This is a genomic window from Micromonospora xinjiangensis, from assembly GCF_056150165.1.
This window is the reverse complement of the sequence record NZ_JAXCFO010000005.1, coordinates 514348-537822: the sequence shown is the minus strand read 5'-3', so window position 1 is coordinate 537822 and position 23475 is coordinate 514348. Positions and strand designations below refer to the sequence as shown.

The 23475-nt window shown below is 70.9% G+C and carries 20 protein-coding genes and 2 tRNA genes; 7 read left to right on the top strand and 15 right to left on the bottom strand.

Annotated features, from left to right (window positions below):
- Positions 1 to 326: 326 nt before the first annotated feature.
- Positions 327 to 1334 (top strand): sugar phosphate isomerase/epimerase family protein, encoded by a 1008-nt coding sequence (locus tag SM573_RS21335; protein WP_474612943.1) that lies wholly within the window; start codon positions 327 to 329, stop codon positions 1332 to 1334.
- Positions 1335 to 1377: 43 nt separating this feature from the next.
- On the opposite strand, the gene SM573_RS21330 is transcribed toward SM573_RS21335, so the two are convergent.
- The 4 genes from SM573_RS21330 to SM573_RS21315 all read right to left on the bottom strand — a co-directional run bounded on the left by SM573_RS21330 (position 1378) and on the right by SM573_RS21315 (position 7853).
- Positions 1378 to 2562 carry an ROK family transcriptional regulator gene (locus SM573_RS21330; protein ID WP_474616889.1) on the bottom strand — a complete coding sequence of 395 codons (1185 nt, stop codon included), beginning with the start codon at positions 2560 to 2562 and terminating at the stop codon, positions 1378 to 1380.
- A gap of 106 nt (positions 2563 to 2668) precedes the next feature.
- A complete protein-coding gene (locus tag SM573_RS21325; RefSeq protein ID WP_474616888.1) occupies positions 2669 to 3739 on the bottom strand; it encodes a sugar phosphate isomerase/epimerase family protein in 1071 nt (356 codons plus the stop codon).
- An 80-nt stretch (positions 3740 to 3819) separates the two neighbouring features.
- Positions 3820 to 7164: a ThuA domain-containing protein gene (locus tag SM573_RS21320; protein WP_474616887.1), complete on the bottom strand. Its 3345-nt coding sequence runs from the start codon at positions 7162 to 7164 to the stop codon at positions 3820 to 3822.
- A gap of 293 nt (positions 7165 to 7457) precedes the next feature.
- Positions 7458 to 7853, bottom strand: coding sequence for a hypothetical protein (locus SM573_RS21315; protein ID WP_474612947.1), 396 nt, complete (start codon positions 7851 to 7853; stop codon positions 7458 to 7460).
- Between the two features lie 290 nt (positions 7854 to 8143).
- Between SM573_RS21315 and SM573_RS21310 the strand changes: the two genes are divergently transcribed.
- From SM573_RS21310 to SM573_RS21295, 4 genes are all read left to right on the top strand, one after another.
- Positions 8144 to 8219 (top strand) — tRNA-Asn (locus SM573_RS21310).
- Between the two features lie 199 nt (positions 8220 to 8418).
- Entirely contained in the window at positions 8419 to 10527 is a 2109-nt protein-coding gene (locus SM573_RS21305; protein WP_474616886.1) for an MMPL family transporter, read from the top strand.
- A complete protein-coding gene (locus tag SM573_RS21300) occupies positions 10517 to 11755 on the top strand; it encodes an NAD(P)/FAD-dependent oxidoreductase (protein WP_474616885.1) in 1239 nt (412 codons plus the stop codon). The genes SM573_RS21305 and SM573_RS21300 overlap by 11 nt, the downstream gene beginning before the upstream one ends.
- A gap of 194 nt (positions 11756 to 11949) precedes the next feature.
- Positions 11950 to 12026 (top strand) — tRNA-Ile (locus SM573_RS21295).
- Between the two features lie 14 nt (positions 12027 to 12040).
- Here the strand turns inward: SM573_RS21295 and SM573_RS21290 are convergent.
- From SM573_RS21290 to SM573_RS21245, 10 genes are all read right to left on the bottom strand, one after another.
- Positions 12041 to 13174: a tyrosine-type recombinase/integrase gene (locus SM573_RS21290; protein WP_474616884.1), complete on the bottom strand. Its 1134-nt coding sequence runs from the start codon at positions 13172 to 13174 to the stop codon at positions 12041 to 12043.
- Complete coding sequence (locus tag SM573_RS21285; protein ID WP_436675399.1) at positions 13171 to 13359, bottom strand: helix-turn-helix domain-containing protein; 189 nt, start codon at positions 13357 to 13359, stop codon at positions 13171 to 13173. The genes SM573_RS21290 and SM573_RS21285 overlap by 4 nt, the downstream gene beginning before the upstream one ends.
- Positions 13356 to 15071, bottom strand: a complete 1716-nt coding sequence (locus SM573_RS21280; protein ID WP_474616883.1) for a replication initiator — start codon at positions 15069 to 15071, stop codon at positions 13356 to 13358. The genes SM573_RS21285 and SM573_RS21280 overlap by 4 nt, the downstream gene beginning before the upstream one ends.
- Positions 15068 to 15712, bottom strand: coding sequence for a GGDEF domain-containing protein (locus tag SM573_RS21275; protein ID WP_474616882.1), 645 nt, complete (start codon positions 15710 to 15712; stop codon positions 15068 to 15070). Before SM573_RS21275 ends, SM573_RS21280 begins: the two co-directional genes overlap by 4 nt.
- Positions 15709 to 16356 (bottom strand): DUF2637 domain-containing protein, encoded by a 648-nt coding sequence (locus tag SM573_RS21270; protein ID WP_474616881.1) that lies wholly within the window; start codon positions 16354 to 16356, stop codon positions 15709 to 15711. The genes SM573_RS21275 and SM573_RS21270 overlap by 4 nt, the downstream gene beginning before the upstream one ends.
- Positions 16353 to 17783 carry a P-loop NTPase family protein gene (locus SM573_RS21265; protein ID WP_474616880.1) on the bottom strand — a complete coding sequence of 477 codons (1431 nt, stop codon included), beginning with the start codon at positions 17781 to 17783 and terminating at the stop codon, positions 16353 to 16355. Before SM573_RS21265 ends, SM573_RS21270 begins: the two co-directional genes overlap by 4 nt.
- 3 nt (positions 17784 to 17786) lie before the next feature.
- Positions 17787 to 18242 (bottom strand): hypothetical protein, encoded by a 456-nt coding sequence (locus tag SM573_RS21260; RefSeq protein ID WP_474616879.1) that lies wholly within the window; start codon positions 18240 to 18242, stop codon positions 17787 to 17789.
- A gap of 88 nt (positions 18243 to 18330) precedes the next feature.
- Positions 18331 to 18756, bottom strand: coding sequence for a hypothetical protein (locus SM573_RS21255; RefSeq protein ID WP_474616878.1), 426 nt, complete (start codon positions 18754 to 18756; stop codon positions 18331 to 18333).
- A 220-nt stretch (positions 18757 to 18976) separates the two neighbouring features.
- Positions 18977 to 20191 (bottom strand): helix-turn-helix domain-containing protein, encoded by a 1215-nt coding sequence (locus tag SM573_RS21250; RefSeq protein ID WP_474616877.1) that lies wholly within the window; start codon positions 20189 to 20191, stop codon positions 18977 to 18979.
- Positions 20188 to 20499, bottom strand: a complete 312-nt coding sequence (locus SM573_RS21245; RefSeq protein ID WP_474616876.1) for a putative quinol monooxygenase — start codon at positions 20497 to 20499, stop codon at positions 20188 to 20190. The genes SM573_RS21250 and SM573_RS21245 overlap by 4 nt, the downstream gene beginning before the upstream one ends.
- 408 nt (positions 20500 to 20907) lie before the next feature.
- Between SM573_RS21245 and SM573_RS21240 the strand changes: the two genes are divergently transcribed.
- Entirely contained in the window at positions 20908 to 21252 is a 345-nt protein-coding gene (locus SM573_RS21240) for a calponin homology domain-containing protein (RefSeq protein WP_474616875.1), read from the top strand.
- Between the two features lie 196 nt (positions 21253 to 21448).
- On the opposite strand, the gene SM573_RS21235 is transcribed toward SM573_RS21240, so the two are convergent.
- Positions 21449 to 21931: a hypothetical protein gene (locus SM573_RS21235; RefSeq protein WP_474616874.1), complete on the bottom strand. Its 483-nt coding sequence runs from the start codon at positions 21929 to 21931 to the stop codon at positions 21449 to 21451.
- 387 nt (positions 21932 to 22318) lie between these two features.
- Between SM573_RS21235 and SM573_RS21230 the strand changes: the two genes are divergently transcribed.
- Positions 22319 to 23224, top strand: a complete 906-nt coding sequence (locus SM573_RS21230) for an AraC family transcriptional regulator (protein WP_474612950.1) — start codon at positions 22319 to 22321, stop codon at positions 23222 to 23224.
- The last annotated feature ends 251 nt before the right edge of the window (positions 23225 to 23475 follow it).

Genomic DNA, 23475 nt, shown 5'->3' with positions numbered 1-23475 from the left:
CGTGAGCCCTCCGCGATCTCGCGGTTCGTGCCCCGAAGCTCCGGCCGGCACCGGGGGACGAGGCGCCGATACCGCGGGATCGCGGGGAGGGCAGGGAGCGAAGGCAGGAGCGGGGCGGGGGTTTTCTTGGCCCGCCGGGGCACCTAGAGTTGGGGACGGCGGCCGTTCCGGTCGCCGGCGACCCGGCGGGAGGCGCAACCCGGCGGGCCCAGGTGCTCCCGCACCCGCCGGCGGGCCTCGCGGTCACGCCACACACCGGTTCGACCGGTCCCCTCGCCCCGGTCCGCCCGCACGGAATCCCCATCACCACAGGGGAGAGAAGGACAATGGCGCGACCCATCACGCTCTTCACCGGCCAGTGGGCCGACCTTCCGTTCGACGAAGTGTGCCGGCTCGCCTCCGAGTGGGGCTACGACGGGCTGGAGATCGCCTGCTGGGGCGACCACTTCGAGGTCGACAAGGCCCTCGCCGACGACTCGTACGTCGACCGCAAGCGGGAGACCCTCGCCAAGCACAACCTGAAGGTCTACACGATCTCCAACCACCTGGTCGGGCAGGCCGTCTGCGACCACCCCATCGACGAGCGGCACCAGGACATCCTGCCGGCGCGGATCTGGGGCGACGGTGAGCCCGAAGGGGTCCGCCAGCGGGCCGCGGAGGAGATCAAGAACACCGCCCGGGCGGCGGCGAAGCTCGGCGTGAAGACGGTCGTCGGCTTCACCGGCTCGTCGATCTGGCACACCCTGGCGATGTTCCCGCCGGTGCCGCCGTCGATGATCGAGCGCGGCTACCAGGACTTCGCCGACCGGTGGAATCCGATCCTCGACGTGTTCGACGAGGTCGGGGTGCGCTTCGCGCACGAGGTGCACCCGAGCGAGATCGCGTACGACTACTGGACCACGAAGCGGACCCTGGAGGCGATCGGGCACCGGCCCGCGTTCGGGCTGAACTGGGACCCGTCGCACTTCGTCTGGCAGGAGCTTGACCCGGTCAACTTCATCTTCGACTTCGCCGACCGGATCTACCACGTCGACTGCAAGGACGCGAAGGTCCGCACCGGCGACGGGCGACGTGGCCGGCTCTCCTCGCACCTGCCGTGGGCCGACCTGCGGCGCGGCTGGGACTTCGTCTCCACCGGCCACGGCGACGTGCCCTGGGAGGACTGCTTCCGGGCGCTGAACGCGATCGGCTACGACGGCCCGATCTCGATCGAGTGGGAGGACGCCGGCATGGACCGGCTCGTGGGTGCCCCCGAGGCGCTCCAGTTCGTCCGCAAGCTCGCCTTCGACGCCCCGTCGGCCGCGTTCGACGCGGCGTTCAGCAGCAAGGACTGAGGCCCGCGGCGGGCCCGGGGGCCGACCGTGCGCGGTCCCCGGGTCAGCCGGCGGCGAAGAGGTGCTCGCTGACCAGCCGTGCCGTGCCCACCGGCCCGGCCCGGCCGGCCAGGTCGGAGAGGACGATCGGCATCGTGCCGGTGGCCAGCGGCGCCGAGCGCCGGTAGACCACGGCCCGGATCTCGGCGAGCAGGATGTGGCCGAGCCCGTCCACCGCCCCGCCGATCACGACGATCCCGGGGTTGAAGAAGCTGACCAGGCCGACCAGCAGCCGGCCGAGGCGACGGGCGGCGTCGCGGACGATCGTCTGCGCGGCCGGGTCGCCCGCGGTGGCCGCCGCGGCGACGTCCGCCACGGTAAGGGTGCCGGCCGCGGCCAACCGGTCGGCCAGCGCGGCGGACCGCCCCGACCGGGCCGCGGCCAGTGCCGACCGGACCAGCGCGGCGTCGCCGCAGTACGCCTCGAGGCAGCCGCTCTCGCCGCAGGCGCAGGGCGGGCCGTCCTCACCGAACGGCAGGTGCGCGATGTCGCCCGCGCTGCTCGTCGCGCCCCGGTACAGGGTCCCGCCGAGCACCAGTCCGCAGCCGATGGCGGTGCCGAGCTTCAGGTAGAGGAAGTCGTCGAACGTCCGGCCGGTCCCCGCGTGCTGCTCGGCGACGGCCCGCACGTTCGCGTCGTTGTCGACCACCACGGGGCAGCGCAGCGCGGCGGTGAGCGCGTCCCGGACGGGGAACCGCTGCCAGCCCGGCAGGACCGCGGGCGCCGCGGAGCTGCCGGCGTCGACGTCCACCGGGCCGGGCAGGGCGAGGCCCACCCCGGTGAGCTCGTCCACGCCCAGCTCGGCGCGGAGCTTCTCGACCAACTCGACGGCCCGGCCGATCACCGCGTCCGGCCCGTCGGCCACGTCCACCGGCTCGGCGGTCTCGGCCAGCACGTTCAGCTCGCCGTCGGTCACCGCCACGCCGATGCGGGTCGGTTCGACGACCACGCCCGCGAAGCGCATCGCGCTGGAGAGCCGGAGCAGGGCGGACCGCCGCCCGCCACGGGACGCGGCCGGCCCGGCGACCTCGACGAGGCCGCGGGCGACGAGCCGGTCCACCTCGGCGACCAGCGTCGACCGGGACAGGCCCAGGACGTCGCCCAACTCCACCCGGGACCGGGGGCCGTCGTCGCGCAGCACCCGGACCAGTCGCGCCTGATGTGCGTTCTCCGGCCGGACGAGGACCATGTCACCACCTCCGGATCGAGTCTCGCAGGTCGGTGTTTCGGTCCGGTAGCGGCCAGGGGCCGCACCCCTGCACGGGTGCGGCCCCTGGTGTGTGATGTCGGGTCGGTCAGCCCCGCAGACCCGACATGTGCTGGTAGCTGATCTCGGCGTACCGCAGTGACCGGCCCGGGTCCGCGGCCCCGCCCGGCGCGTTGTCCTGCTCCCACATGGGGTTGTGGTAGCCCTTCGCGCCCATGTTGGCGAAGAAGTGCCCGTAGTCGATGTCGCCCTTGCCGAGCGGCACCATCTCGTAGCCGGCGCTGCTGTCCGGGTTGAACGCGCCGTCCTTGGCGTGGAACAGCGGGAACCGGATCGGCTGGGCGGCGACCACGGCCAGCGGGTCGAAGACGCTGGTCCGGGCCACCCCGTCCGGGTCCGTGTAGGTGCGGAAGCGGTGCTGCGCCACGTGCGCCCAGTAGATGTCCATCTCGAACCAGACCCACTCCGGGTTGGTGCGCGCGATGAAGTACTCCAGCTTGCGTACGCCGCTGGACCGGGTGGGCCGGCCCTGCGCGTCCAGCGGCCCGCTGTCGAGCAGGAAGTTGTACGCCGCGTCGTGGTTGTGCGTGTACAGCTTCAGCCCTCGGGCGGCGGCCATCTCCCCGAACGTGTTCCACCGGTCGACGGCGGCGTCCCAGTCGGCCTTGTAGTTGCTGCCCGTCGGGTCGCTGCCGGTGCCGATGTGCGTCATGCCGAGGATCTCGGCGGTGTCGAGCGTCTGCTCGAACTGGGCGACGGTGGCCGGGGTGACCGTGCTCGGGATCGAGGCGTGTGAGCCGTTGGCGCGCACGCCGTTGTCGTCGAGGATCTTGCGGATCTCGGCCGGTGTGATCTGCCGGCCGAGGATGGAGGTGTGCTGGGTGTACCCGGCGAACTCGACCTCCTTGTAGCCGATCTCGGCGAGCCGTGCGAGCACCCGCTCGAAGCCGTACGGAACTCCGCTGGCGTCCGGGGCGGCGCTGATCCGGTCCCGGACGCTGTAGAGGATGATGCCTCGCTTGCCGGTCGGGACGAGCAGGCCGTTGCCGGCGAAGGCCGGGGAGGCCAGACCGGCGCCGCCCACGGCGGCCGCGCCGGCGAGGCCGGCGAGGGCACCGAGCATGCGGCGGCGGCTCATTCCGTGCTGACTGTCGTTCATCTGCTGCTGCCTCTCTGTGTCGTGCTGACGGGTGGCGCGGGAGCCGGGGGCCGCCGTGGCGGCCCCCGGCCACGGCGTCGTCAGGGCGTGGCGCCGATGCCCTGACCGGCGAACTCGATCCAGTTGAGGTTGCCGAAACCGCTGGTCGGGCCGCCGGGGACGGTGGTGAACACGAGGTAGAGCCGGTGCGTGCCGCCCGGATCGGTGATCGGCACGGTGGTGCTGGTGAAGGCGTTGTTGCCGCTGGTCGCGTTGACCACGGCGGTGGTCAGCAGCGGGCCGGTGGGGGAGTCGAGCCGCAGCTCGACGCCGAACCGGGGCTGCCCGGCGGTGGCCGCGTTGCCGCCGGAGGTGCGCAGCGTCACCGACTGCGTCCGGTGCATGTTCACGGTGTTGTTGACCGCGATCCAGTCACCCGGGTCGAGGCTGCCGCGCTGCTGCCCGCCACCGGTGTCGGCGGTGGTGCCGACCGTCGTGCCGGACTGGTCGGCGGCGAACTCGACCTGCTGGAGCTTGTCCTGCACGATCTGCTGGTCCACCGTGGTCAGCGCGGGCTGCCCGTTGGCCCCCTCGTCGGTGTAGGACGCGCTCACCACGCCGTAGATGTAGCCGCCGTGCGAGGCGTCGTCCGCGTCCGTGGGCAGGACGCCCGAGCACCCGAACTGGTTCGCCTGCCCGTGGCCGTGGCTGTCGTGGCCGAGGACGAAGGTCACCTCCACCCGGGCGCAGTCGATCGGCCCGTCCTCCGGGTCGGTCACCGTCACCGACCACGGGATGCTGTCACCCCAGCTGAAGAAGCCGCCCTCCAGCGGGGTCTCGACGGTCACCGTCGGTGCGGTGTTGCCGACCGTGATGGTGGTGTTGGCCGAGGCGGTCTTGCCGCTGGAGTCGGTCACCGTGAGCCGGGCGGTGTAGACGCCGTTGGCCGTGTAGGTGTGGGTCGGGTTCGGGTCGACGGAGTCGGTGGTGCCGTTGCCGTCGAAGTCCCAGGCGAACGAGATGGAGTCCGCCGGGTCCGGGTCGTTGGAGCCGTCGCTGCTGAAGGCGACCGTCAGCGGCGCGATGCCGTTGGTGCGGTCGGCCTTCAGCGCGGCGATCGGCGCCCGGAGTCCCTTGACGTAGCTGAACTTCAACATCGCCGCGTCGGGGTTGATGTTGAAGAAGCCGTCCCCGTACGTCAGCAGGTAGAAGTTGCCGTCGGGGCCCCACTTCATGTCCATCGGGTTGTCGCAGAGGAACGGCCGCGACGGAGTGGTGGGCGCCTGGCCGCAGTTCAACACGTTGTTGATCTTCAGGATGTCGCCCTGGCCGTCGAGCCGGATCTCCTTGAGGGTGTCCCGGGTGAACTCCCCGAAGAAGATCGAACCGTCGAAGTACGCGGGGAACTTCGTCTCCGACCTCAGCTCCGGGTCGTAGTCGTAGCGCGCCGCGCCGTGCGGTCCGACGCCGCCGGTGCCCAACTCGGGGAAGAGCACGGGGCAGGTCTGCGTCGGGGTGGACAGGTAGGACTCCGGGCACGGCGTGGGGGCCTGGAACGAGTACCAGAGCTCCGACTCGGCCACCGCCGGCAGCTCCGTCAGCCCCGTGTTGTGCCGGGACGTGTTCCTCGGCGCCGCGCAGTCGAACGGCGCGACCGGTGAGATGGGGCTGGTGGTCCAGTTCATCTCGATGTACGGCAGATCCGGCTGCACGCACATCGGCCAGCCGTAGTTGGCCGGCCTGTCGACCACCATCATCCGGCCGGTGCCCGCCGGGCCCCGGCCGACCGCGGCGGTCGACGAGTCCGGGGAGTAGTCGGTGACGTAGGCGACGTCGTTCTTGTCGAGGGTGATGCGGAACGGGTTCCGCAGGCCCATCGCGTAGATCTCCGGCCGCGTCCGGTCACCCGGGTCCTGCGCCTCCGGGAAGAGGTTCCCCTCCGGGATCGTGTAGCTGCCGTCCGGCCGCACCGCGATGCGGAGGACCTTGCCGCGCAGGTCGTTGGTGTTGGCCGAGCTGCGCCGGGCGTCCACGAACGGGGCCTGGTAAACGCCGGTGGCGCTCACCGAGTCGTTGTGCGGGGAGAAGCCCCCGGAGCCGCCACCCCCGGCCGGGGTGTCGTCCCCGGTGACCAGCCAGAGGTTGTTGTGCGAGTCGAAGGCGATGTCCCCGGCCACGTGGCAGCAGGCGCCCCGGTCCACCGGCACCTGGAGGATCTTCTGCTCCGAGGCGAGGTCGAGGGTGGGGTTCTCGCCGTCGACGAACCGGAACCGGGAGAGCTGGAAGTAGCCCTTCCACACGTCCCAGGCCGCCGGGTCGGTGCTGGTGGTGGGCGCGCTGCCGGTGGGCGTGTCCAGCGGCGGGGCGTAGTACAGGTAGACCCACCTGTTGGTGGCGAAGTCCCGGTCGATCGCCGGGCCGTACATCCCGTCCTCGCTGTGGGTGTAAACCGGGATCTGCGCCAGGACGCTCGTCTCGTTGGTCTCCGGGTCGTGCAGCCGTACCCCGCCGCGGCGGTCGGTCTGGATCACCCGGCCGTCGGGCAGCACGTCGAAGCCGATCGGCTCGTTCACGTTGGGCTGCGCGCCGATCACCGTCATCTGGTAGTTGGCGAGGACGGTCGCGCCGCAGTCGCCGTCCGTCACGCCGGCCGCCCACTGGATCGCACCGGCGAGGTGCGCCCGCAGGTCGGGCCCCGCGTAGCTCTCCGCCGTGGCGCCGAGGCCGGTGTAGAAGGAGCGGCCGCCCTGGTAGTCCTTGCACCAGGTGATCGGGTGGTCGAAGCCCATGCTGCCGCCGGTGTACGTCTTCTCGTCCACCGTGGCCAGCACATGGGAGACGCCCCGGACGTTGGCCGCGAAGTTGTACCAACGGTCCGTGGTGGTCCACCGCTCGGGCAGTGGCGCGGACGCCGGGTGAACGCGGTCGGCCACCGTCACCCGGGCGGCGCTGGCCGTCGTGGCGGCGCCGGCGGCGCGCGTGCCGAGCACGTTGTCGAGGAAGGCCCAGCCGGGCTCCGCCTCGATGGCGGAGTGCACGCCGACGAAACCGCCGCCGTCGCGGTAGTACCGCTCGAACGCGGCCTGCTGCGCCTCGTCGAGCACGTCGCCGGCGGTGTTCAGGAAGACCACGGCGCGGAACTGCTTCAGATGGGCCTCGTCGAACTTCCGGGGGTCGTCGGTCACCTGGACGGTGAACCGTCGGTCGTCGCCGAGTTGCCGGATCGCCGCCACCCCGGCGTCCGTGGCGGCGCGGTCGCCGCCTGTCGACCCGGTGAAGACGAGGACCTTGTACTGGATCCCGTTGCTCTGCTCCGCCGGTGCGGCCTGTAGCGGTGCGGCCTGTGCCGGTGCGGGTTGCCGGGACTCGGTCGCCACGAAGGTCGCGCCGACGAGGGTGAGAAGGCTGAGACAGGCGCCCGCTCTTCGGCCGATGGGTCTGCGCATCGAACCTCGCTCTGGTCGGGGGTGTCCGCCTCAGCGGCGCTGAGGCGGTTTCGGGGGATTACCGAGAGCCTGGCCAGGTTCTACGCAGGACGATATTTGCGAGTGACACTAAAGAGAAGAGCATCTGAGCAAAAGTTTCTGTCTGATCGTCCGAACTTTTGCTCCAAATCGGAGAAAGTCTCCTCGGCCCCGTTCGCGTGCGGGGAGAGCCGTCTGTGTGAACAGCGCCGGGGCGCTCGAAAATGCAACAGGCCCGGCCGCCGAGTCGGCGGCCGGGCCCGTAGGCGCTTCGACTACATGCTGCTGCCCGAGCCGGACGGCTTGGAGCGCGGGGTGGTGGTCGACGCGGTCGACCCGGAGGCCGAGCCGCTGCTGGCCGAGTTGGTGCCGGACTTCGCGCCGACGGTGGCCGGCGACCCGGCGAACGCGTCGTCGGCGGCGGTCAGGCCCTGCTTGCTGCCGTTGCCGCTCAGCTTCTCGCCCAGCTTGGTCTGGCCGAGCTTGTCCTTGCCCTCGCTGTAGAGCTTGGTCGCCTGGGCCTGCGCGACCCCCGCCGCCTCCTGCACGGTGGGGTGGTCGAGCACCTTGCGGCCCCGCATCATCAGCTCCTCGTACTTCTCCCGGCCGGCACGGGCGCCCAGGACGAATCCCGCAGCCAGCCCGCCAAGAAACATGATCTTTCCGCGCATGGCGGCTCCTTCCGTACCTGACGCGCCGCCGCCCCGTCGGGTGCTCCCGCCGGGTGCGACCAACTCGCGCCTGCGTTCTGTGTCCGCAGCTAACTACCCATCCTGCTCCGCGCTCATACCTCCGTGTGCCGTGATGGCGATTTGTCTGAATTGCTGGATGTTCGCCCGGTCGGCCGTGCCGGCGGTGGGCTCGATCCGCTCGGGGAACCCCCTGGACCAACACCCCCGTGAGTCCTGTACTCTTGTCCCCGTCGCACGGCGTCGGGAAATCCGCCGCCCGTGCACGGCGGTCCCCTGTAGCTCAATTGGCAGAGCAGCCGGCTGTTAACCGGCAGGTTATTGGTTCGAGTCCAATCGGGGGAGCCACCCGACGCCCGCCGGCCCGAGGCCTGCGGGCGTTCGCCGTCTCCGACCCGCCCGGCGCGAGGCACCCGCCCGCCGGCCCTTCCCGTCATTTCCCCTCAAAACGGGTGATCGACCGGCAGGATGGGCCTGTCGGAATCGGGTCTGCCCACCGCGACGTACCGCGGGGGTGATCACTCGCGTCGGTTGACGGGTGGGGGCGATGTCCGGAGCGGTGGGCCGCGGCCGGGCCACGCTGATCGCGGCGCTGGTCGTACTCGCGTGGCTGGCGGTGGGCGCTGTCGCCGGCCCGTACTCCGGGCGGCTCGGCGACGTGGCGACGAACGACAACGCCGCCTTCCTCCCCGCCGATGCGGAGGCCACCCGGGCGCAGGAGCTATCCCGCGGGTTCGTCCAACGGGAGACCACGCCCGCCCTCGTCGTCTACGAACGCACCTCGGGGCTCACCGAGGCCGACCGGCAGAAGGTCGCCGCCGACGCCGCCCGTTTCGCGCAGGTGCCCGGCGTGGTCGGGCCCCTGCCGCCACCCCTGCCCAGCGGGGACGGGCAGGCGCTACAGGTCGTGGTGCCGATCGACGACGACGAGGGGGAGCGGATCGGCGCCATCGTCGAACAGCTGCGCGACATCGCCGGTGACGGCGCCGGGATGAGGGTCGACGTCGCCGGGCCGGCTGGCCTGCTCGCCGACCTCATCGAGGTCTTCTCCGCCATCGACGGGACGCTGCTGCTCGTCACCCTCGGCGTGGTGCTGGTGATCCTGCTCGTCGTCTACCGCAGCCCGGTGCTCTGGGCCTTCCCCCTGCTCGCCGCCGGGATGTCGTACGCCCTGGCGTCGCTCTTCGTCTACCTGCTGGCCCACGCGGACCTCATCACCCTCAACGGGCAGGCGCAGGGAATCCTCACCGTGCTGGTCTTCGGCGCCGGCACCGACTACGCGTTGCTGCTGGTCGCCCGCTACCGCGAGGAGCTGCACCGGCACGAGCGCCCGTGGGGCGCGATGCGTGCCGCGTGGCGGGGTGCCGCGCCGGCCATCATCGCCTCCGGCGGCACCGTCATCCTCAGCCTGCTCTGCCTGCTGCTGTCCGGCCTGAACTCCAACCGGGCACTCGGGCCGGTCGCCGCGGTCGGGATCGCCGCCACCCTGCTCGTGATGCTCACCTTCCTGCCCGCACTGCTGGTGATCGGCGGCCGGTGGGCGTTCTGGCCGCGACGGCCCCGCAACGACCGGGCCGACCCGCAGGTGGAGCACGGCCTCTGGGGTCGGATAGCGGGCTTCGTGGCCCGCCGCGCCCGCCCGGTCTGGATCGTCACCGCCGTGCTGCTGGGCCTCCTCACACTCGGTCTCACGCAGCTCGGCACCACCACGCTCAGCCAGTCCGACCTGTTCACCAAGCGCACCGACTCGGTCGCCGGTCAGGAGGTGATCGCCCGGCACTACCCGGCGGGCACCGGCAGCCCGGCCACCATCATCGCGAACCAGCAGGCCGCCCGGCAGGTCACCGAGGCGGCCCAGGGCACGCCCGGGATCTCGGCCGTCCGGCCGGTCACCCGGGACCGTACCGCCGGCTCCGGCCCACCGCTGGTGGTCGACGGCCGCGTCCAGCTCGAGGCGACGCTGAGCGACCCACCGGACAGCGACGGCGCGGAGCGGGCCATCCGTGACCTCCGCGCCGCGGTCCACCGGGTGCCGGGAGCCGACGCCGTGGTCGGCGGCTTCACGGCGATCAACGTGGACACCACCACGGCCGCCGAGCGGGACCAGAACGTCATCATCCCCGTGGTGCTGGCGGTCATCGCCGTCATCCTGGCCCTGCTGCTGCGCTCCCTGCTCGCCCCGCTCCTGCTGATCGGGACCGTCCTGCTCTCGTTCGCGGCCACCCTCGGGCTCTGCGGCCTGCTGTTCCGGCACGTCTTCGACTTCCCGGGCGTGGACGCGGCGTTCCCGCTCTTCGCCTTCGTCTTCCTGGTCGCCCTCGGGATCGACTACAACATCTTCCTCATGAGCCGGGTCCGCGAGGAGTCGGTGCGGCGCGGCACCCGGGCCGGCGTGCTGGCCGGCCTGGCGGTCACCGGCGGTGTCATCACCTCCGCCGGCATCGTGCTCGCCGCGACGTTCTCCGCGCTCACCGTGCTGCCGCTGGTGGTGCTGGTCGAGTTGGGCACCGCCGTCGCGGTCGGCGTCCTCATCGACACCATCGTCGTACGCTCGCTGCTGGTCCCGGCGCTCGCGTACGACATCGGGCCCACCATCTGGTGGCCGGGCCGGCTGGCCCGGACGAGCCGAGCGGAGGGTCGGCACCGTGCTGGCTGATACCGACGTCGTCATCGTCGGCGGCGGCCTGGCGGGGCTCGCCGCCGCGCGGCGGCTGCACCGGGCCGGCGTGCCCTGGCGGCTCCTGGAGGCCGGCGGTCGGCTCGGCGGCCGGATCGCCACCGACGCCGTCGACGGCTACCTGCTGGACCGCGGCTTCCAGGTGCTCAACACCGCCTATCCCCGCGTCGGCGCCCTGGTCGACCTGCGCCGGCTGCGCCTCGGACACTTCACCTCCGGCGTGCTGGTGCGCAAGGGCGACCAGCTGGTCCGGCTGGTCAACCCGCTGCGCGAGCCGACCGGCGCCGCCGGCGCCGCGTTCGCCGGCGTGGGCTCCCTGCTCGACCGGCTCCGGCTCGCCGGCCTGGCCGCCGGCTGCGCCACCCTGCCCGCCGGGCGGCTGCTCGACGCCCCGGAGACCACCGCCGAGGTCGCGCTGCGCCGCGCCGGCCTCTCCCACGCCATCATCGAGGAGCTGATCCGCCCGTTCCTCTCCGGCGTCTTCATCGACCGCGAACTGGAGACCTCCAGCCGGGTCCTCGCGATGGTGCTCCGCTCGTTCGCCCGCGGGCGGATCGGCCTGCCCGCCGAGGGGATGGCGGCGCTGCCGCGCGCGGTCGCCGCGCCGCTCCCGGCCGACCTGCTCACGCTGGACACCCCCGTCGCCGAGGTCACGCCCGGCCGGGTCCGCACCCAGGCCGGTGACATCCGCTGCCGGGCCGTCGTGGTCGCCGTCGACCCGCCGGCGGCGACCAGGCTGCTGCCGGCCCTGACGGCGGTACGGATGCACAGCTACACGACCTACTACCACAGCACGGACCAGCCCCCGCTGGACGAGCCGATCCTGCTCCTCGACGGGGACCGTCGCGAGCTGATCGCCAACACGGTGGTGGTGAGCCGGGCCGCGCCCACGTACGCCCCCGCCGGGCGGCACCTGGTCGCCACCTCGGTGGTCGGGCCGACGCCGCCGCCCGAGCCCACCGTACGCACGGAGCTGACCCGCCTCTACGGTCGGTCCACGGCGGACTGGACCCACCTGACCACCGTGCACGTGCCGGCGGCCCTCCCCGCGGCGCCACCGCCGCAGGGGCGCCTGCGCAGACCGGTGGCGCTCGGCGACGGGCTGTTCGTGGCCGGCGACCACCGCGACAGCCCGTCGATCCAGGGTGCCCTCGCCAGCGGATGGCGGGCCGCCGGAGCGGTCCTCGCGCAGCTGCGCCTGAGGTGAGCGCGGACGACCGCGCGCCTGACGCCGCCTGGTCGCGTCCGGTGGTCCTGAGCGGGTTCGGCCGGACGCTCGCTGTTATCCTCGCGTTGCCCTTCGTGCGCTTCTGCCGCGGAGGTCCTGACGGCGCGGGTGAACCCGGTCGATGTGGCGCTGGTCCAGCCAGATCATCCCGGGATACGATCCGGCGCGGTGCCGGGGCGGTAGCTCAGCCGGTTAGAGCAGGGGACTCATAATCCCTCGGTCGCGGGTTCGAGTCCCGCCCGCCCCACCAGGTAAACACGCTGGTCAGCCATGCTGTCGACGGCCCGGGCGAACCGCGTCAAGATCCGGACCGACACCCTCAGTCCGCACTGAGTCCGCAGCAGCACGACCTGCCGCCCGGTCGAGGCGATCGGCCACCTGGTCCAGGTCGTCTTCGAATAGGTCCGCATACACGTCCAACGTCATGGCCGCCGAGGCGTGCCCGAGCATCCGCTGCACCGCCTTCACGTTGGCACCCTCAGCTACCGCGAGACTGGCCGCCGTGTGCCTCAGCTCGTGCGGCGTCAGGCCGGCGAGCCCGACCGACTCCGCAGCCCTGTCGAAAACCCGGCGACGGAAGTTGTTGTTGCGCAACACCTCGCCGGTCGGGGAGGTGAACACCAGCTCGTCACCGAAACGGCCGGCGATCTGCGCGGCGATCGGCTCGACCAGGAACCGGGGGAGCGGCACCGACCGGCGTTGGTGCGTCTTTGGCGTACCGAACACCGCCCGACCGTTGACCTCCGTCACCGACTCCGCCACCAGCAGCCGCCGCTTCACCAGGTCCACCCGCCGCACGCGAAGCGCTGCCAGCTCGCCCCACCGCAGCCCGGTGTAGGCCAGCACCCGGATGATCAGCCCGTACGGCTCCGCCGCTGCCGCCAGCTCGCCCACCTGGCCGTGCGTCAGGAACACCTTCTCCGACCGTCCGACCCGTGGCAACCGCACGCCCGCCGCGACGTTGCGAGTCAGCCGACCATCCCGAACGGCCAGAGCCAGCAGCAGCGAGAACACCCGATGGGCTTGCCGAACGGTGGACGGCGCAAGACCCGCCTGCGTCATGCGGCGCACCCACTCGCCAACGTCCGCGTGCGTGACTGCCGAAAGCGGGACGCGTTCCCACACCGGGAGCACCTGCCGCCGAAGGAGACTGCCGTACCGCTGGCGAGTCGACGGCTTGAGCTGCACCTGATTGGCGAACCATCGAGCAGCCCAATCGCCGACGGTGACCCGCGCTAGAGCCGGATCGACCCACTCACCGCGGGCGAGTGCCGTCTTCATCGAGGCGTGCCAGCGGTCGGCGTCGACCTTGCGGTCAAAGTGCCGAGCGTGCTCCTTGCCGGCAGCATCCCGGTACCGGGCACGCCACTTGCCGTTCGGGCGCTTGACCACACTCATCGGTCTGCCGCCTCTTCCAGCCACGCCCGCACGTCGGCCGGGTTGTACCGCAGGTGCCGGCCCACGCGAGACGCCTTCGGCCCGATCCTGCGGTACCGCCACTGGTAGAGGGTGCTCACCGGGATGCCGAGGAAGGTCGACACGTCCTCAGCCGTCCACAGCGGTTCGATGGTCCGGGTCTTCATGCTGCTCCCTCCTGAGCCGTCGCGGTTGCCGAAACATCGGGCGGGTCGGCGGCCTGTCTGGCCGCGTCGAGCTGGGCGCGCCATTGGATCCGTTCGGAGATGGCGCGCAGGACCCGGTGCCCGAGCGGGGCAACGTCGGGGTCGGTGGGTTTGGCGAGTTCCCAGGCGTGGCGTTGTTCGCCGCCGGCCGGGGCGGTGTCGGCGTCGGTGGTGACGCCCAGGAGTGCCTTGACCCACTCCCGCCGGTCGGCCCGGTGGTCGGCCAGAGTCTTGCCGGACCATTGGCGGGAGATGAGCACCCGCCGGCCGCCGATGCCGAGGGTTTCCCGCTTGTGGACCTTGTTCTTACAGTTGCCCGGCTTCAACCCGGGCCGTGCCTTCTTGGGCTGGACGCCGTAGAGCAGCCAGTTGGCGCACCGCTCGGAACACGGTGTGTGCCGCAACTCGTGCCACAGCCGTTCGAGGTGCGCGCGTTGCCGGCCGGTGGTGACGTCGTGGCAGTCGGCGGCCTGCTTGGTCAGGTACTTGGTGATGTACCCGACGCACCGGTCAGCGTCCTTGGTTCCGGCGAGGACGCCCTTGGCGTCGACCTGGCTCCCGAAGCGGACGACGTGCACGGGTTCGGCGTCGGGGTCAGCGTCGAGCAGGTCCAGGGCGTTATCCCAAGACGGCAGGAGGTGACCGGTGGTCGGATCGGTGTAGCCGCCCGCGTCGGCGTCCCACTGCGGCGCCCTTCCCAGTTCGTAGACGCGCACGTCGACCGAGGGCCACCACACCTGGTGGTAGGTGGCGGCGGCGACCTGACGGACGAGGGCGCGGGGGATGGTGCCCCGGATGGCGAAGTGGGCGTGCGGGGCCAGCCGGCGTTGCGGCTCGACGGCACCGGCGTATTGGACGTTCCAGCCGACCGCGCGGCGCAGGTTCTGCCAGAACCGATCGAGCAGCCGCGGGAAGTGCACCGCGTCCCAGGCGGCCCGCCGGTAGTCGTAGCTGTCCGGGTCGACGGGGGTCCCGTCGGTGTGGACGCGCCCGTAGGAGCCGAGGGTGAGGGTGAGGAACATCGAGGGCCGGAACACCTGCCCGCCGTGCCCCTCGAAGGTCCGGCCCACGGTCCGGTTCTCCACGGGCAGGCGGGGCAGATCGGGGGCGTCCTGCCGCCGTTTGGTCGACCGGACCCGCCGCTTGCCGTCGCCGTCTTCCTGGTCCTCGGTGGCGTGCGGTGGTGCAGGTCGGCCGCGCATGCCCTCGGTGGTGATCTGGCCTTCCAGTTCTGCGATTGCCTCGTCCAGGTCCGCGACCTGATCCCACTGCGACGCGCGGGCAGCTTCGTCGCGGGCGAACTCCAGGTGAGCGCGGGCGACGATCAGCCCGCGTTGCGCGTCGGTGGCGGGGGCGGGACCGGGGTCGGGTTCGTCGTCACGGTGCCAGCCCTCACGGATCTGCTGCTGCCGCAGCTTCCGTGCCCGCTTGGCGCAGGCGGGGCACTTGGCTTCCTGCGTCGCGCCGCAGGGCATGTCAATGACTTCGGTCTGCCCGGAGTCGAGGTCGGTGCGGCGCAGGCTCACGGGGCGGGTGCAGACGCCGTAGTCGGCGGCCAGGTCTTTGACAACGTCGACGGAGCGGGGCATGAGCATCCGGGCGGCCCGGGAGCCCGGCCTCGGCTCCACCACGGGGGCGGATTCGAGGCCGGGCAGCGTCGGGGTGATGGTCATCGGCCCACCCCCAGCGTCGGGGTGAGGTCGCGGACCCGCAGGGCCGGGCGGGGGTTGGTGGTGGTGTGGTCGTCGCGTAGCGGGTCGTAGGCGGCGACGCCGGCGCGGGTGGTTTTGGCCCGGTACATGGCTGCGTCGGCGTCGCCTAGGGCGGCGGCGAGCCCGGCCGGGTGGGCGGGGGCGAGGCCGATGCTGGCGGTCACCGACACCGAGACCCCGGAGGGCAACGGGACCGGGGCGGCGATGGCGGCGGCCAGCTGGCGGGCAGCCGCGGCGGGGTTCGGGTCGAGGAGCAGGGCGGCGAACTCGTCTCCACCGAGCCGGGCAGCGACACCGTGAACGGTGCGCAGGCGTTGCGCGACGGCGGTGAGCACTAGGTCCCCGGCGGCGTGGCCGTGGATGTCGTTGACGGGCTTGAAGCCGTCCAGGTCCACTACCAGGACCCACGGGCGCAGCGGGGCGAGCTGGTCCCATGCGTCGGCCAGCCCGGTGCGGTTCGCGAGGCCGGTGAGCGGGTCGCGGCGGGTGGCGCGTTGCAGGGTGGCAAGTTCGTAGCGGGTGGCGGAGAGCCGGTACTGGTCCCAGCAGAAGACGGCGAGGCCGGCGACCAGGAACAGGGTGGAGAAGAAGTGCTCTTTCATCGGGTCACCTCGCGGGTCAGCGGAGTGCCGTTGCGGCGGACGAACGCGGTGGAGGGCACCGGGGCGACCGGAGCCGGGGTCGGGCGGGTCGGCTCGGCGTCGACCAGGACGACGGGCTCAGGCGCGGTCGACGCGAGGACCGGAGCCGGCTGGACGGGCCGGGCGGGTGGTTCGACCGGGCGAGCCGGTGGGGTGACAGCCGACGGAGCCGGGGCGGTGGCGGGTTCGTCGGCGGGGACCGGGGCGGGTGTGGTGGTGAGGATGAGTTTGGACAGGCCCATGAAGGCGAGGGCTGGGACGGCGGAGAGCAGCCATCCGGAGAGGCCGGGCTTGGCGACGGCGAGTTGCGCGGCGAGGGAGAGGGTGACGGCGGCGACGAGCAGGAACATGGGGTAGCCGATCGGTCCGCCGGTGCGCTTGCGGCGGCGGATGGTGAGCAGGGCGGCGACGGGGACGAGTTCGCTGATGACGGCGTTGGCCCAGCCGAACCATTCGCCGGTGCCGGGCGGGGAGTTGTCGAGGGTCCAGTCCTTGACGTGGGTGAACGAGGCGGCCCCGGCGAAGCCGGCCACGGCCAGGAGGATGAGCACCAGGACCAGGCCCTCAACACGTTCGGCGCGGGTGTGGGTGGGGTGTGGCTTCATGCGGCACCGTCCAGGACTTCGCCGTCGATGACGCGCAGGCGGCCGTAGGTGTGGGCCATGTCGCGGATCTCGTCATCAGTCAGGTAGGAGAACCGCACCCGCATCGGAGTGGGGTCCCCGTCGATGACCACGAACCCGACACCCGGCAGGCTCTGCGGGATCCGGTCGCACAGGGCTCCCCGGTCGCGCATCCCGTCCCCGAGCACCAGATCCACTTGTGCGGCTTCGGCGAGGCGCAGGCCGATGCGGGTGGGGAACAGGTCGCGGAACGGCAGCACCTCCTTGCGCGGGTCCTGGATCGCGGCGACGACGTGTACGCCGACCGCGCGGCCCTGCGAGAGCAGGATCGAGAGGGCGGCCTTGATCCGGTCCTTCAACTGCCGGTCGGTCAGGTAGGCGGTGAGGTTGGCCAGCTCATCGATGACCAGGACGATCAACGGCTCATCCGGCGTCGGCGTGTGCTGCCGGGTCCGCCCGTAGAGCTTGCTCGCCCTGTCCTTGGCGACGGCGGCGGCTTCTTCGATGAGCTCGCACATGGCCGTGTAGTCCTTGCAGGCAAAGCGGGTGAACATCGGTGCACCCATCCCGAGTTCCATGCCGCCCTTCGGGTCCAGGCCCCAGATCTGCACCAGCCCGGAGGCGACCCCGGCGGCGAGCGAGCGGACCACGGACCAGATGACCGAGCCCTTCCCCGCGCCAGTCGCCCCAACGACCAGGACCTGAGTGCCGAACAACCGCAGCTCGTACCCGTCGCCGTCTTCCCGTCGGCCGACCGGGAGGGCAGTGAACTCCGGGACGGCGGGCACCGGCACCGGCCGGACGAGCTTGGCGAGGGGGTCACCGCGGAACAGGTGCAGCAGCACCACATCCGGCCGAGAACCGGGCACGGCCTTGACCTGCCGGACGCCGAACGTGTGCGCCAACCGTTCGGCGACGCGGGCGAAATCGTCAGGAATCTGGCCGGTGACCATCCGCACCGTCACCACGTCGACGCCGCCGCCGCAGCGGACGCGCTTGAGCACGGGCAGGACGGTGTGCCCGTCGAACGAGACGGCGAGTTTCGCGGTGACCATCGCCGCCATCCACTTCCGGCGGTAGACCATGCGGCGGTAGCAGGCCAGGACGGGCCACCACCCGAACCGCAGGAACGACGGCCGGTGCCCGAAGGCCCAGCCGGTGGCGACGACGGCGACGAGGGCGAGGAAGCCGACCGGGCCGAGCCACTCCCACCGCAGGTAGAGCCAGGCGAAGAACACGGCCGGAGTGGTGACGTACCAAAACCGCACTGCCACGACGACCAGACGGACCAGGCCCTTGAGGGTCCACCAAGTCAGGGCCAGCCACATCGGGATGCGGATGAACGGGGTACGCACGTTGATCGGCGCGGAGTCGATCCGGTCACCCCGGATCACGTTGACCAGCGGCATCGCTCAGCCCTCCCGCATGGAGGCGAGCAGCGAACCCTGCCCAGGGACGGCCGGTCGACGGCGTACCACCCGGCGGCGCGGGGACGGGCGAGCCGGAGTGAGCGCCGCCAGGTCCACGGGTCCGGACAGCGGGGCGGGGACGTGGCGGGTCATGGTCGGCAGCCACCGGCCACGCCCGAGGACCGCCCGCAGGTCGACGCGGTCTGCGACGTGCGGGGCGATCAAGTCCGGGTCGAGGTGGCGCAGCTTCACCACCGTCCGCGCGAGGGCAGCAGCGGCGGCGGAGATCTCCACCAGCGCGGCGACGCGGACCGCGTCGGCGGGGACGGTGGTGTAGACCTCGCGGGCGGCCCGGATACCGGGGCCGGCCAGGCGCATCACCGTGCGGCGGTGTGTCGTGCGGCGGGGGCCGGGGCGCGGGTTTCCGGCGATGCGGGCAGCGTCAGCTAGCGTGGGCATCAACCCACTCCTTTCGAGGAGATCGAGGTGAGGCGCGGGGCGGGAGTCGTCTTGGCGGAGGAAGCCCGCCCCGCGCGTTCTGTTCTGGTCAGGCCGCCTGCTTGATCGCGGCGGGCTCGCTCATGGCCCCGGCGCGGATCGACCACGCCTGGCGCGCCCGGCACTTTCCCGAGTCCTTGCACCGCTGCGAGTCCACATACGGGGTCAGGGTCACGTCGGTGAACTCCACCGCCGGCGGGTAGCCGGGGATCTTCGACGCCGGCGGCACCGGCTGCACCGGGGCGGCGATCTTCACCTTCACTTCCTTCGACCCGCCGAACTTCCCCGCCTCCGGGTCCAGGTCCAGAACCTTGACCACCCACAGGCGCTCGCCCGACTCCTTGTCACGCGCCTGGTCGTCGCCCTGGCCGCGCTTGTCGAAGTCCGTCACCGGCTCCACACCCAGACACAGCGCACCGTGCGGGAAGACGTAGTCGAACGGAACCGGAACCTTGATCGTGTTCGGGACAGCCACTGTCCACTCCCTCTCATCTGCCGCCGACCTTCGGCCGGCTCTGGCGTTCGATGCGGCTCGCGCCGCATGCCATCACGCTAGCCGCACTTTTAGTGCGGGGCAAGACTTAGAGTGTGGGAGATCGAAGATCGCGCATAGAAATCGCCCGTTACCAACCGGATGGGTTGGTAACGGGCGATTGGGTTGGGATCGAGTTCGTCCTACGTGGGCTTGGCTCAGCTCAGCTCAGGCCAAGCCGGTCCGCAAGTTCGCGAAGCCCCGGCTCATCGGCCTGATCCGACCGCAGCATGTCCGTCATGAGCCGTTGCACCAGTGGATGAGCGGGCGCTTGCTCCGGCGCTACCTCGACTGCACGAGAAAGCGTCTCGACCACACCAGCCACGTTCCGTCGCTGAGCATGAGCGCGAGCCACATCGATGAGGAAACGACCCTGTCGCTCAGGCGAAAGGCCGGACGGATCGACGTTCGCGGCGCTCCGCAACGCCCGACCCGCGTCCCCCAGCTCGACCGCCACCGCAACCTCGTGAAGCGCGACGTTGGTCGGGCCGAACTCAGTGTTGTAGTCGTTCCGATCCACCCCGAGCCGTTCCGCTGCGCGACGCGCGATCGCAAGCTCTTCATAGGCCGCTTCCGCATCGTTCCGCCGGGCAGCCACTACGGCTAGTTGCAGGTGAAGGGCACCCCAGATCGAGAGCGCTTCCGGCTCGCCCGCCTCCGCCCGATCTTCCAGGGCGGCAGCTGCTGTGGCGGCCGTCTGCTGTGCGCGATCGAGCCTCCGAGCAGCCTGAAATACCAGTGTCAGGCGAAACGCTCCCTCGGCCATGAGTAGCGTGTCCCCGGATCGCTCAGCGGCACTGATCGCCCGGTCGGCGGCCACCCAAGCCGCGCCCGGCTCGGCCATCCTGGCGAGCACCGCAGCGCAGGCATGGTAAGCCCGCGCGAGAGCCGCAAAGACTGCCTGTTGCGCCTCACCCTCCGTCGTCCGCGCTGCGGTTTCCAGGTCTGGCAGTAGGCCCACCAGCATGGCGCCCACTTGGCTGAATTCGGAGGCGTGCGTGTACGTCCAGGCCTCCGCGACTCTGGCCGACAGCTCATCGACGTCAGCCGGCTCGTGGCTCGTGCCGAGCACCGCCGCCAGGGCGTGACTGGAACTGAGCGCGAGGCCCAGCTCGGTCGCGGCGGGTAGTTCCTCGTGAGCGGCAGCGACAACCGGTGCCTCGGGGGCCAGCTCGGAAAGCGGCACCTCCAAAACGCCCGCAAGACGTTCAAGGACCGTCATCCGGTCGATCTTCCGCACACCGCGCTCAACCTGGGATAGCCACGTCTCCGAACGGTCGATCAGGCGGGCGAACTCCCGCTGCGACAGCCCACGACGTTGCCGGTAGAAGGCGATCCGTCGACCAACGGCCCGCTCCGAGGGTGTGCCGTCACTCATGACCCACTCACACCCTTGCTCCCAAGCGGGTCCAAGAACTCCACCCGGACGCCCGACAAGTACTGCTCGCGCTCTGCCAGGAACCGCAGGGTGTGAGGCTGACGCTCGTGTGCGTCGAAGGCCGCACGGTCCCGATAGACCTCGTAGAAGACTCGCGCCAACGGCTCACCCTCTACCCCATGAGTGGCGTACACGAGCGTGCCCGGCTCGTCCTGCTGGATGCCGGGCAGCGTCTCCGCCGCGAGCCGATCGAAGCCAGCCGCAGCATCCTCATCCTTGAGGTCGAAACGGACTACCAACGCGAACATGGGCAACCTCCGGGTAGTGAGCCGCACTCTATGTACGCCATGGTACCGGCGATGCTGGGCATAGGTGGTTGCCGAATTGCCCTCTACAGAATCAAGGCGGCCCGCAAGCGGGCCGCGCCGGCCCGGCCCCGGCCTGCTGGCGACCTTCGGCCGGCATCGGCCGGGCCGGCCGGCCACGCTGAGGGACGACACAATCAGAAGACCTCGGGGCTCTGCCCCGAACCCCGGCCCTCCTCAGAGATGCCGCCGCAGATCACCTCGACGGGCACCACAAGGGCTACCAGCCTCCCTGGACGGGGCCAAGGTCGTTCGTCCAGTAGGGCGCTCCACCTTGTCCCCGTCCAGGGAGGCTGGAAGGTCTACGACTGCCCGACGAGGAGATCCGCTTTAAGGCCGTATGGTTCCCGCATGACGCAGGTCCCTCCGATCCCAGAGCAGCCGGCGTTCCTTGCTCGCATGCACCTCCTGGCAACAGAGGTTGGCGAGGCGAGTGACGTGTACGCGGCTGGCTTGCGGCTGTGGGAGGAGGCTGGACGCGCAGTCGAGGCGGGGGAGCTTGCGGGAGATCTCTGCGCTTTATGGGGAGCCCTGACCGACTGGGTGGAGCTGAAGCCGGACGAGGCGGACCAGGCTGAAGCCGCAATGAGGCAGGCAGCGCAGGATTGGCTTGGCGTGGACCAGGCGGACCGCTGTGCGGTCGAGCGATATCTCGATCACTGGCTGCACGACGTCTGTGGTTACGAGCGCACCTAGCGCCCTGCGGCCGACGCGAGGACTGAGCGCTGTACAGCCAGCCATACAGCCAAGACCACCGGCTGACGGCGACGCCATCCGACAACGACAGATGGGCTGACTTGGGAAGCAGCTACCTGACCAGCCATCCGCGATCTTCTTCTAATCCCCAGGTCGGTCAGTTGCCTGACGCATATGGGGACGCGAGCCACGACGCTCAGGGTTTGGGCACTACCTGGACGACGCTGCCGCCGCCGCTCGCCGTGTTGCCGCCGTCGACCACGGAGGTGACCAGGTTGTAGTAACCCGGCTTCGCGTCGGGACCGATAACGACGGTGCTGACGGGACGTTCATCGGGCGTGCCGGATGGTCGAACCGGCGCGGCCACGAAGGTGACCAGCCCCGGAAGGTTTGGGGTGCCTTCGGTGGCGGCCTTTAGGTCACCTACGGTGGCGAACGGACCGGTCAGGCGTGCGGTCAACTCAACCTGCGGTGGGGTTCGTCCCGGCTCCTCCGGGGACTCGACGGTCCAGTGCACAGTCAAGGTCTGGCCAGGCTGGTACGGCCTGTCGACGTCCTGGGCCTCACAGCAGCTGTAGGTGACCGACGCGGCCGTTAGCGGGCCGGAGGGCGCGGCGTCGCAGGCCGCCAGGAGCGGCATGACCATGCAGGCAAGCAGGCGGACCCGCGTCACGTTCATGCGCTGGATCGTAGGCTCGGGTTGCCAGTCCGGTAGCCCCGCAATCGGCCACAGACCCTCAGGAGGGGTGCGGTCCGCATCCAGTCCGCAGAAGGACGGCGAAAGGCAGGCAAGCAGTGTGAGATGCCGAGAGCCGTTTCCGCTTCTAGAACGCCATCCGCGCAGCTCACCGGGCTGCTCATCTTGATCTCATAATCCCTCGGTCGCGGGTTCGAGTCCCGCCCGCCCCACCAACAGCGCCCGACGTGGGAGAACCTGACGGCGGATGCGGCGCTACCCGGAGTTCGGGCGGGTTCCGTCCGCCCCGCGTTGCACGTAACTCTCCGATGCCTGCACGATTCTTTCGCCGCCCGGCGGCTGGCGCGGGTTCTGTGCTGCACTGGTGAAATGGTGTCAGGCGAGCTCAGCGGCCTGCTGGAACGGCATGCGCGTCCGGATTTGACCACTGCCATCGAGGGTGTCCGGATCTGTAAGGCCGACGATACGGTTCAGCCGGGCTCGTCGATGTCCGGCACGGTTTTGGCGCTCGTTGCCCGGGGCGTCAAGCGGCTGGCGGTGGGAGACCGTGTCTACGAGTACGGCCCCGGTCAGTATCTCGTCGCCTCGGTCGACCTGCCCGTGACAGGGCAGTTCGTCGATGCCGCGCCGGGCCGGCCGGCACTCGGTTTCGGAATGACTCTGGAACCCGCCGCTATCGCGGAGCTGCTGTTGGAGGCCGGGCCGGGGGATCTACCGAGATCCCGTGGTGTGGTGCGCCCGGGAATCGCGGTCACCGACGCCTCGGACGATCTGCTCGACGGGATCGTGCGGCTCCTGCGTCTGCTCGACCGGCCGGGGGACCGGAGGGTACTGGTCCCGCTGGTGAAGCGGGAGATTCTCTGGCGGTTGATGACCGGCGAGCAGGGGGACGTCGTCCGTCAGCTCGGCCTGGCCGACAGCAGCCTGGCGCACATCAGGCGGGCCGTGCGGTGGATCCGGGAGAACTACAACCGGCCGTTTCGGGTCGAGGAGGTGGCACGGCTTTCGGGAATGAGCGTGCCCGCGTTCCACAAGAACTTCCAGGCGGTCACGGGAATGGCCCCCATCCAGTTCCAGAAGCACATCCGGCTGCAGGCGGCGAGGTTGCTGCTGGCGACCCGTCCGCACGATGTCACCGGCGTCGGCAAACATGTCGGGTACGACAATCCGTCCCAGTTCAGCCGGGAGTACCGGCGTCAGTTCGGTGCTCCGCCCAGCGTCGACGCGGCCCGTATGCGCGCTGGAGCCGTCCCCGCTCCTGCGGCGCTGCCCTGACGGCGGCCCGGGCGACGAGGATCGTGCAATAAGGCAACAGAATCGCGCTAGCCCCCGTGTCTCGGCGTCGCTTGTATTGGAGACACCGAAGGCCATCACGGATTCGGGAAGCAATTCCAACGAAGAAGAAAGGGGCGAGTGATGAGGCCGCTGACCGATCGTCGAACGCTCGCCGCCCGTTCAAGGGGAGAACATGAAGCACCGCACGTCGGGGCGGCCCGGAGCCAAGGGCGGCCACCTGCCTCTCGGCG

Coding starts and splice junctions, on each gene's coding strand:
- SM573_RS21335 (WP_474612943.1), top strand. CDS start 327: ATGGCGCGACCCATCACGCTCTTCACCGGCCAGTGGGCCGACCTTCCG.
- SM573_RS21330 (WP_474616889.1), bottom strand. CDS start 2,562: ATGGTCCTCGTCCGGCCGGAGAACGCACATCAGGCGCGACTGGTCCGG.
- SM573_RS21325 (WP_474616888.1), bottom strand. CDS start 3,739: ATGAACGACAGTCAGCACGGAATGAGCCGCCGCCGCATGCTCGGTGCC.
- SM573_RS21320 (WP_474616887.1), bottom strand. CDS start 7,164: ATGCGCAGACCCATCGGCCGAAGAGCGGGCGCCTGTCTCAGCCTTCTC.
- SM573_RS21315 (WP_474612947.1), bottom strand. CDS start 7,853: ATGCGCGGAAAGATCATGTTTCTTGGCGGGCTGGCTGCGGGATTCGTC.
- SM573_RS21305 (WP_474616886.1), top strand. CDS start 8,419: ATGTCCGGAGCGGTGGGCCGCGGCCGGGCCACGCTGATCGCGGCGCTG.
- SM573_RS21290 (WP_474616884.1), bottom strand. CDS start 13,174: ATGAGTGTGGTCAAGCGCCCGAACGGCAAGTGGCGTGCCCGGTACCGG.
- SM573_RS21285 (WP_436675399.1), bottom strand. CDS start 13,359: ATGAAGACCCGGACCATCGAACCGCTGTGGACGGCTGAGGACGTGTCG.
- SM573_RS21280 (WP_474616883.1), bottom strand. CDS start 15,071: ATGACCATCACCCCGACGCTGCCCGGCCTCGAATCCGCCCCCGTGGTG.
- SM573_RS21275 (WP_474616882.1), bottom strand. CDS start 15,712: ATGAAAGAGCACTTCTTCTCCACCCTGTTCCTGGTCGCCGGCCTCGCC.
- SM573_RS21270 (WP_474616881.1), bottom strand. CDS start 16,356: ATGAAGCCACACCCCACCCACACCCGCGCCGAACGTGTTGAGGGCCTG.
- SM573_RS21265 (WP_474616880.1), bottom strand. CDS start 17,783: ATGCCGCTGGTCAACGTGATCCGGGGTGACCGGATCGACTCCGCGCCG.
- SM573_RS21260 (WP_474616879.1), bottom strand. CDS start 18,242: ATGCCCACGCTAGCTGACGCTGCCCGCATCGCCGGAAACCCGCGCCCC.
- SM573_RS21250 (WP_474616877.1), bottom strand. CDS start 20,191: ATGAGTGACGGCACACCCTCGGAGCGGGCCGTTGGTCGACGGATCGCC.
- SM573_RS21245 (WP_474616876.1), bottom strand. CDS start 20,499: ATGTTCGCGTTGGTAGTCCGTTTCGACCTCAAGGATGAGGATGCTGCG.
- SM573_RS21240 (WP_474616875.1), top strand. CDS start 20,908: ATGACGCAGGTCCCTCCGATCCCAGAGCAGCCGGCGTTCCTTGCTCGC.
- SM573_RS21235 (WP_474616874.1), bottom strand. CDS start 21,931: ATGAACGTGACGCGGGTCCGCCTGCTTGCCTGCATGGTCATGCCGCTC.
- SM573_RS21230 (WP_474612950.1), top strand. CDS start 22,319: ATGGTGTCAGGCGAGCTCAGCGGCCTGCTGGAACGGCATGCGCGTCCG.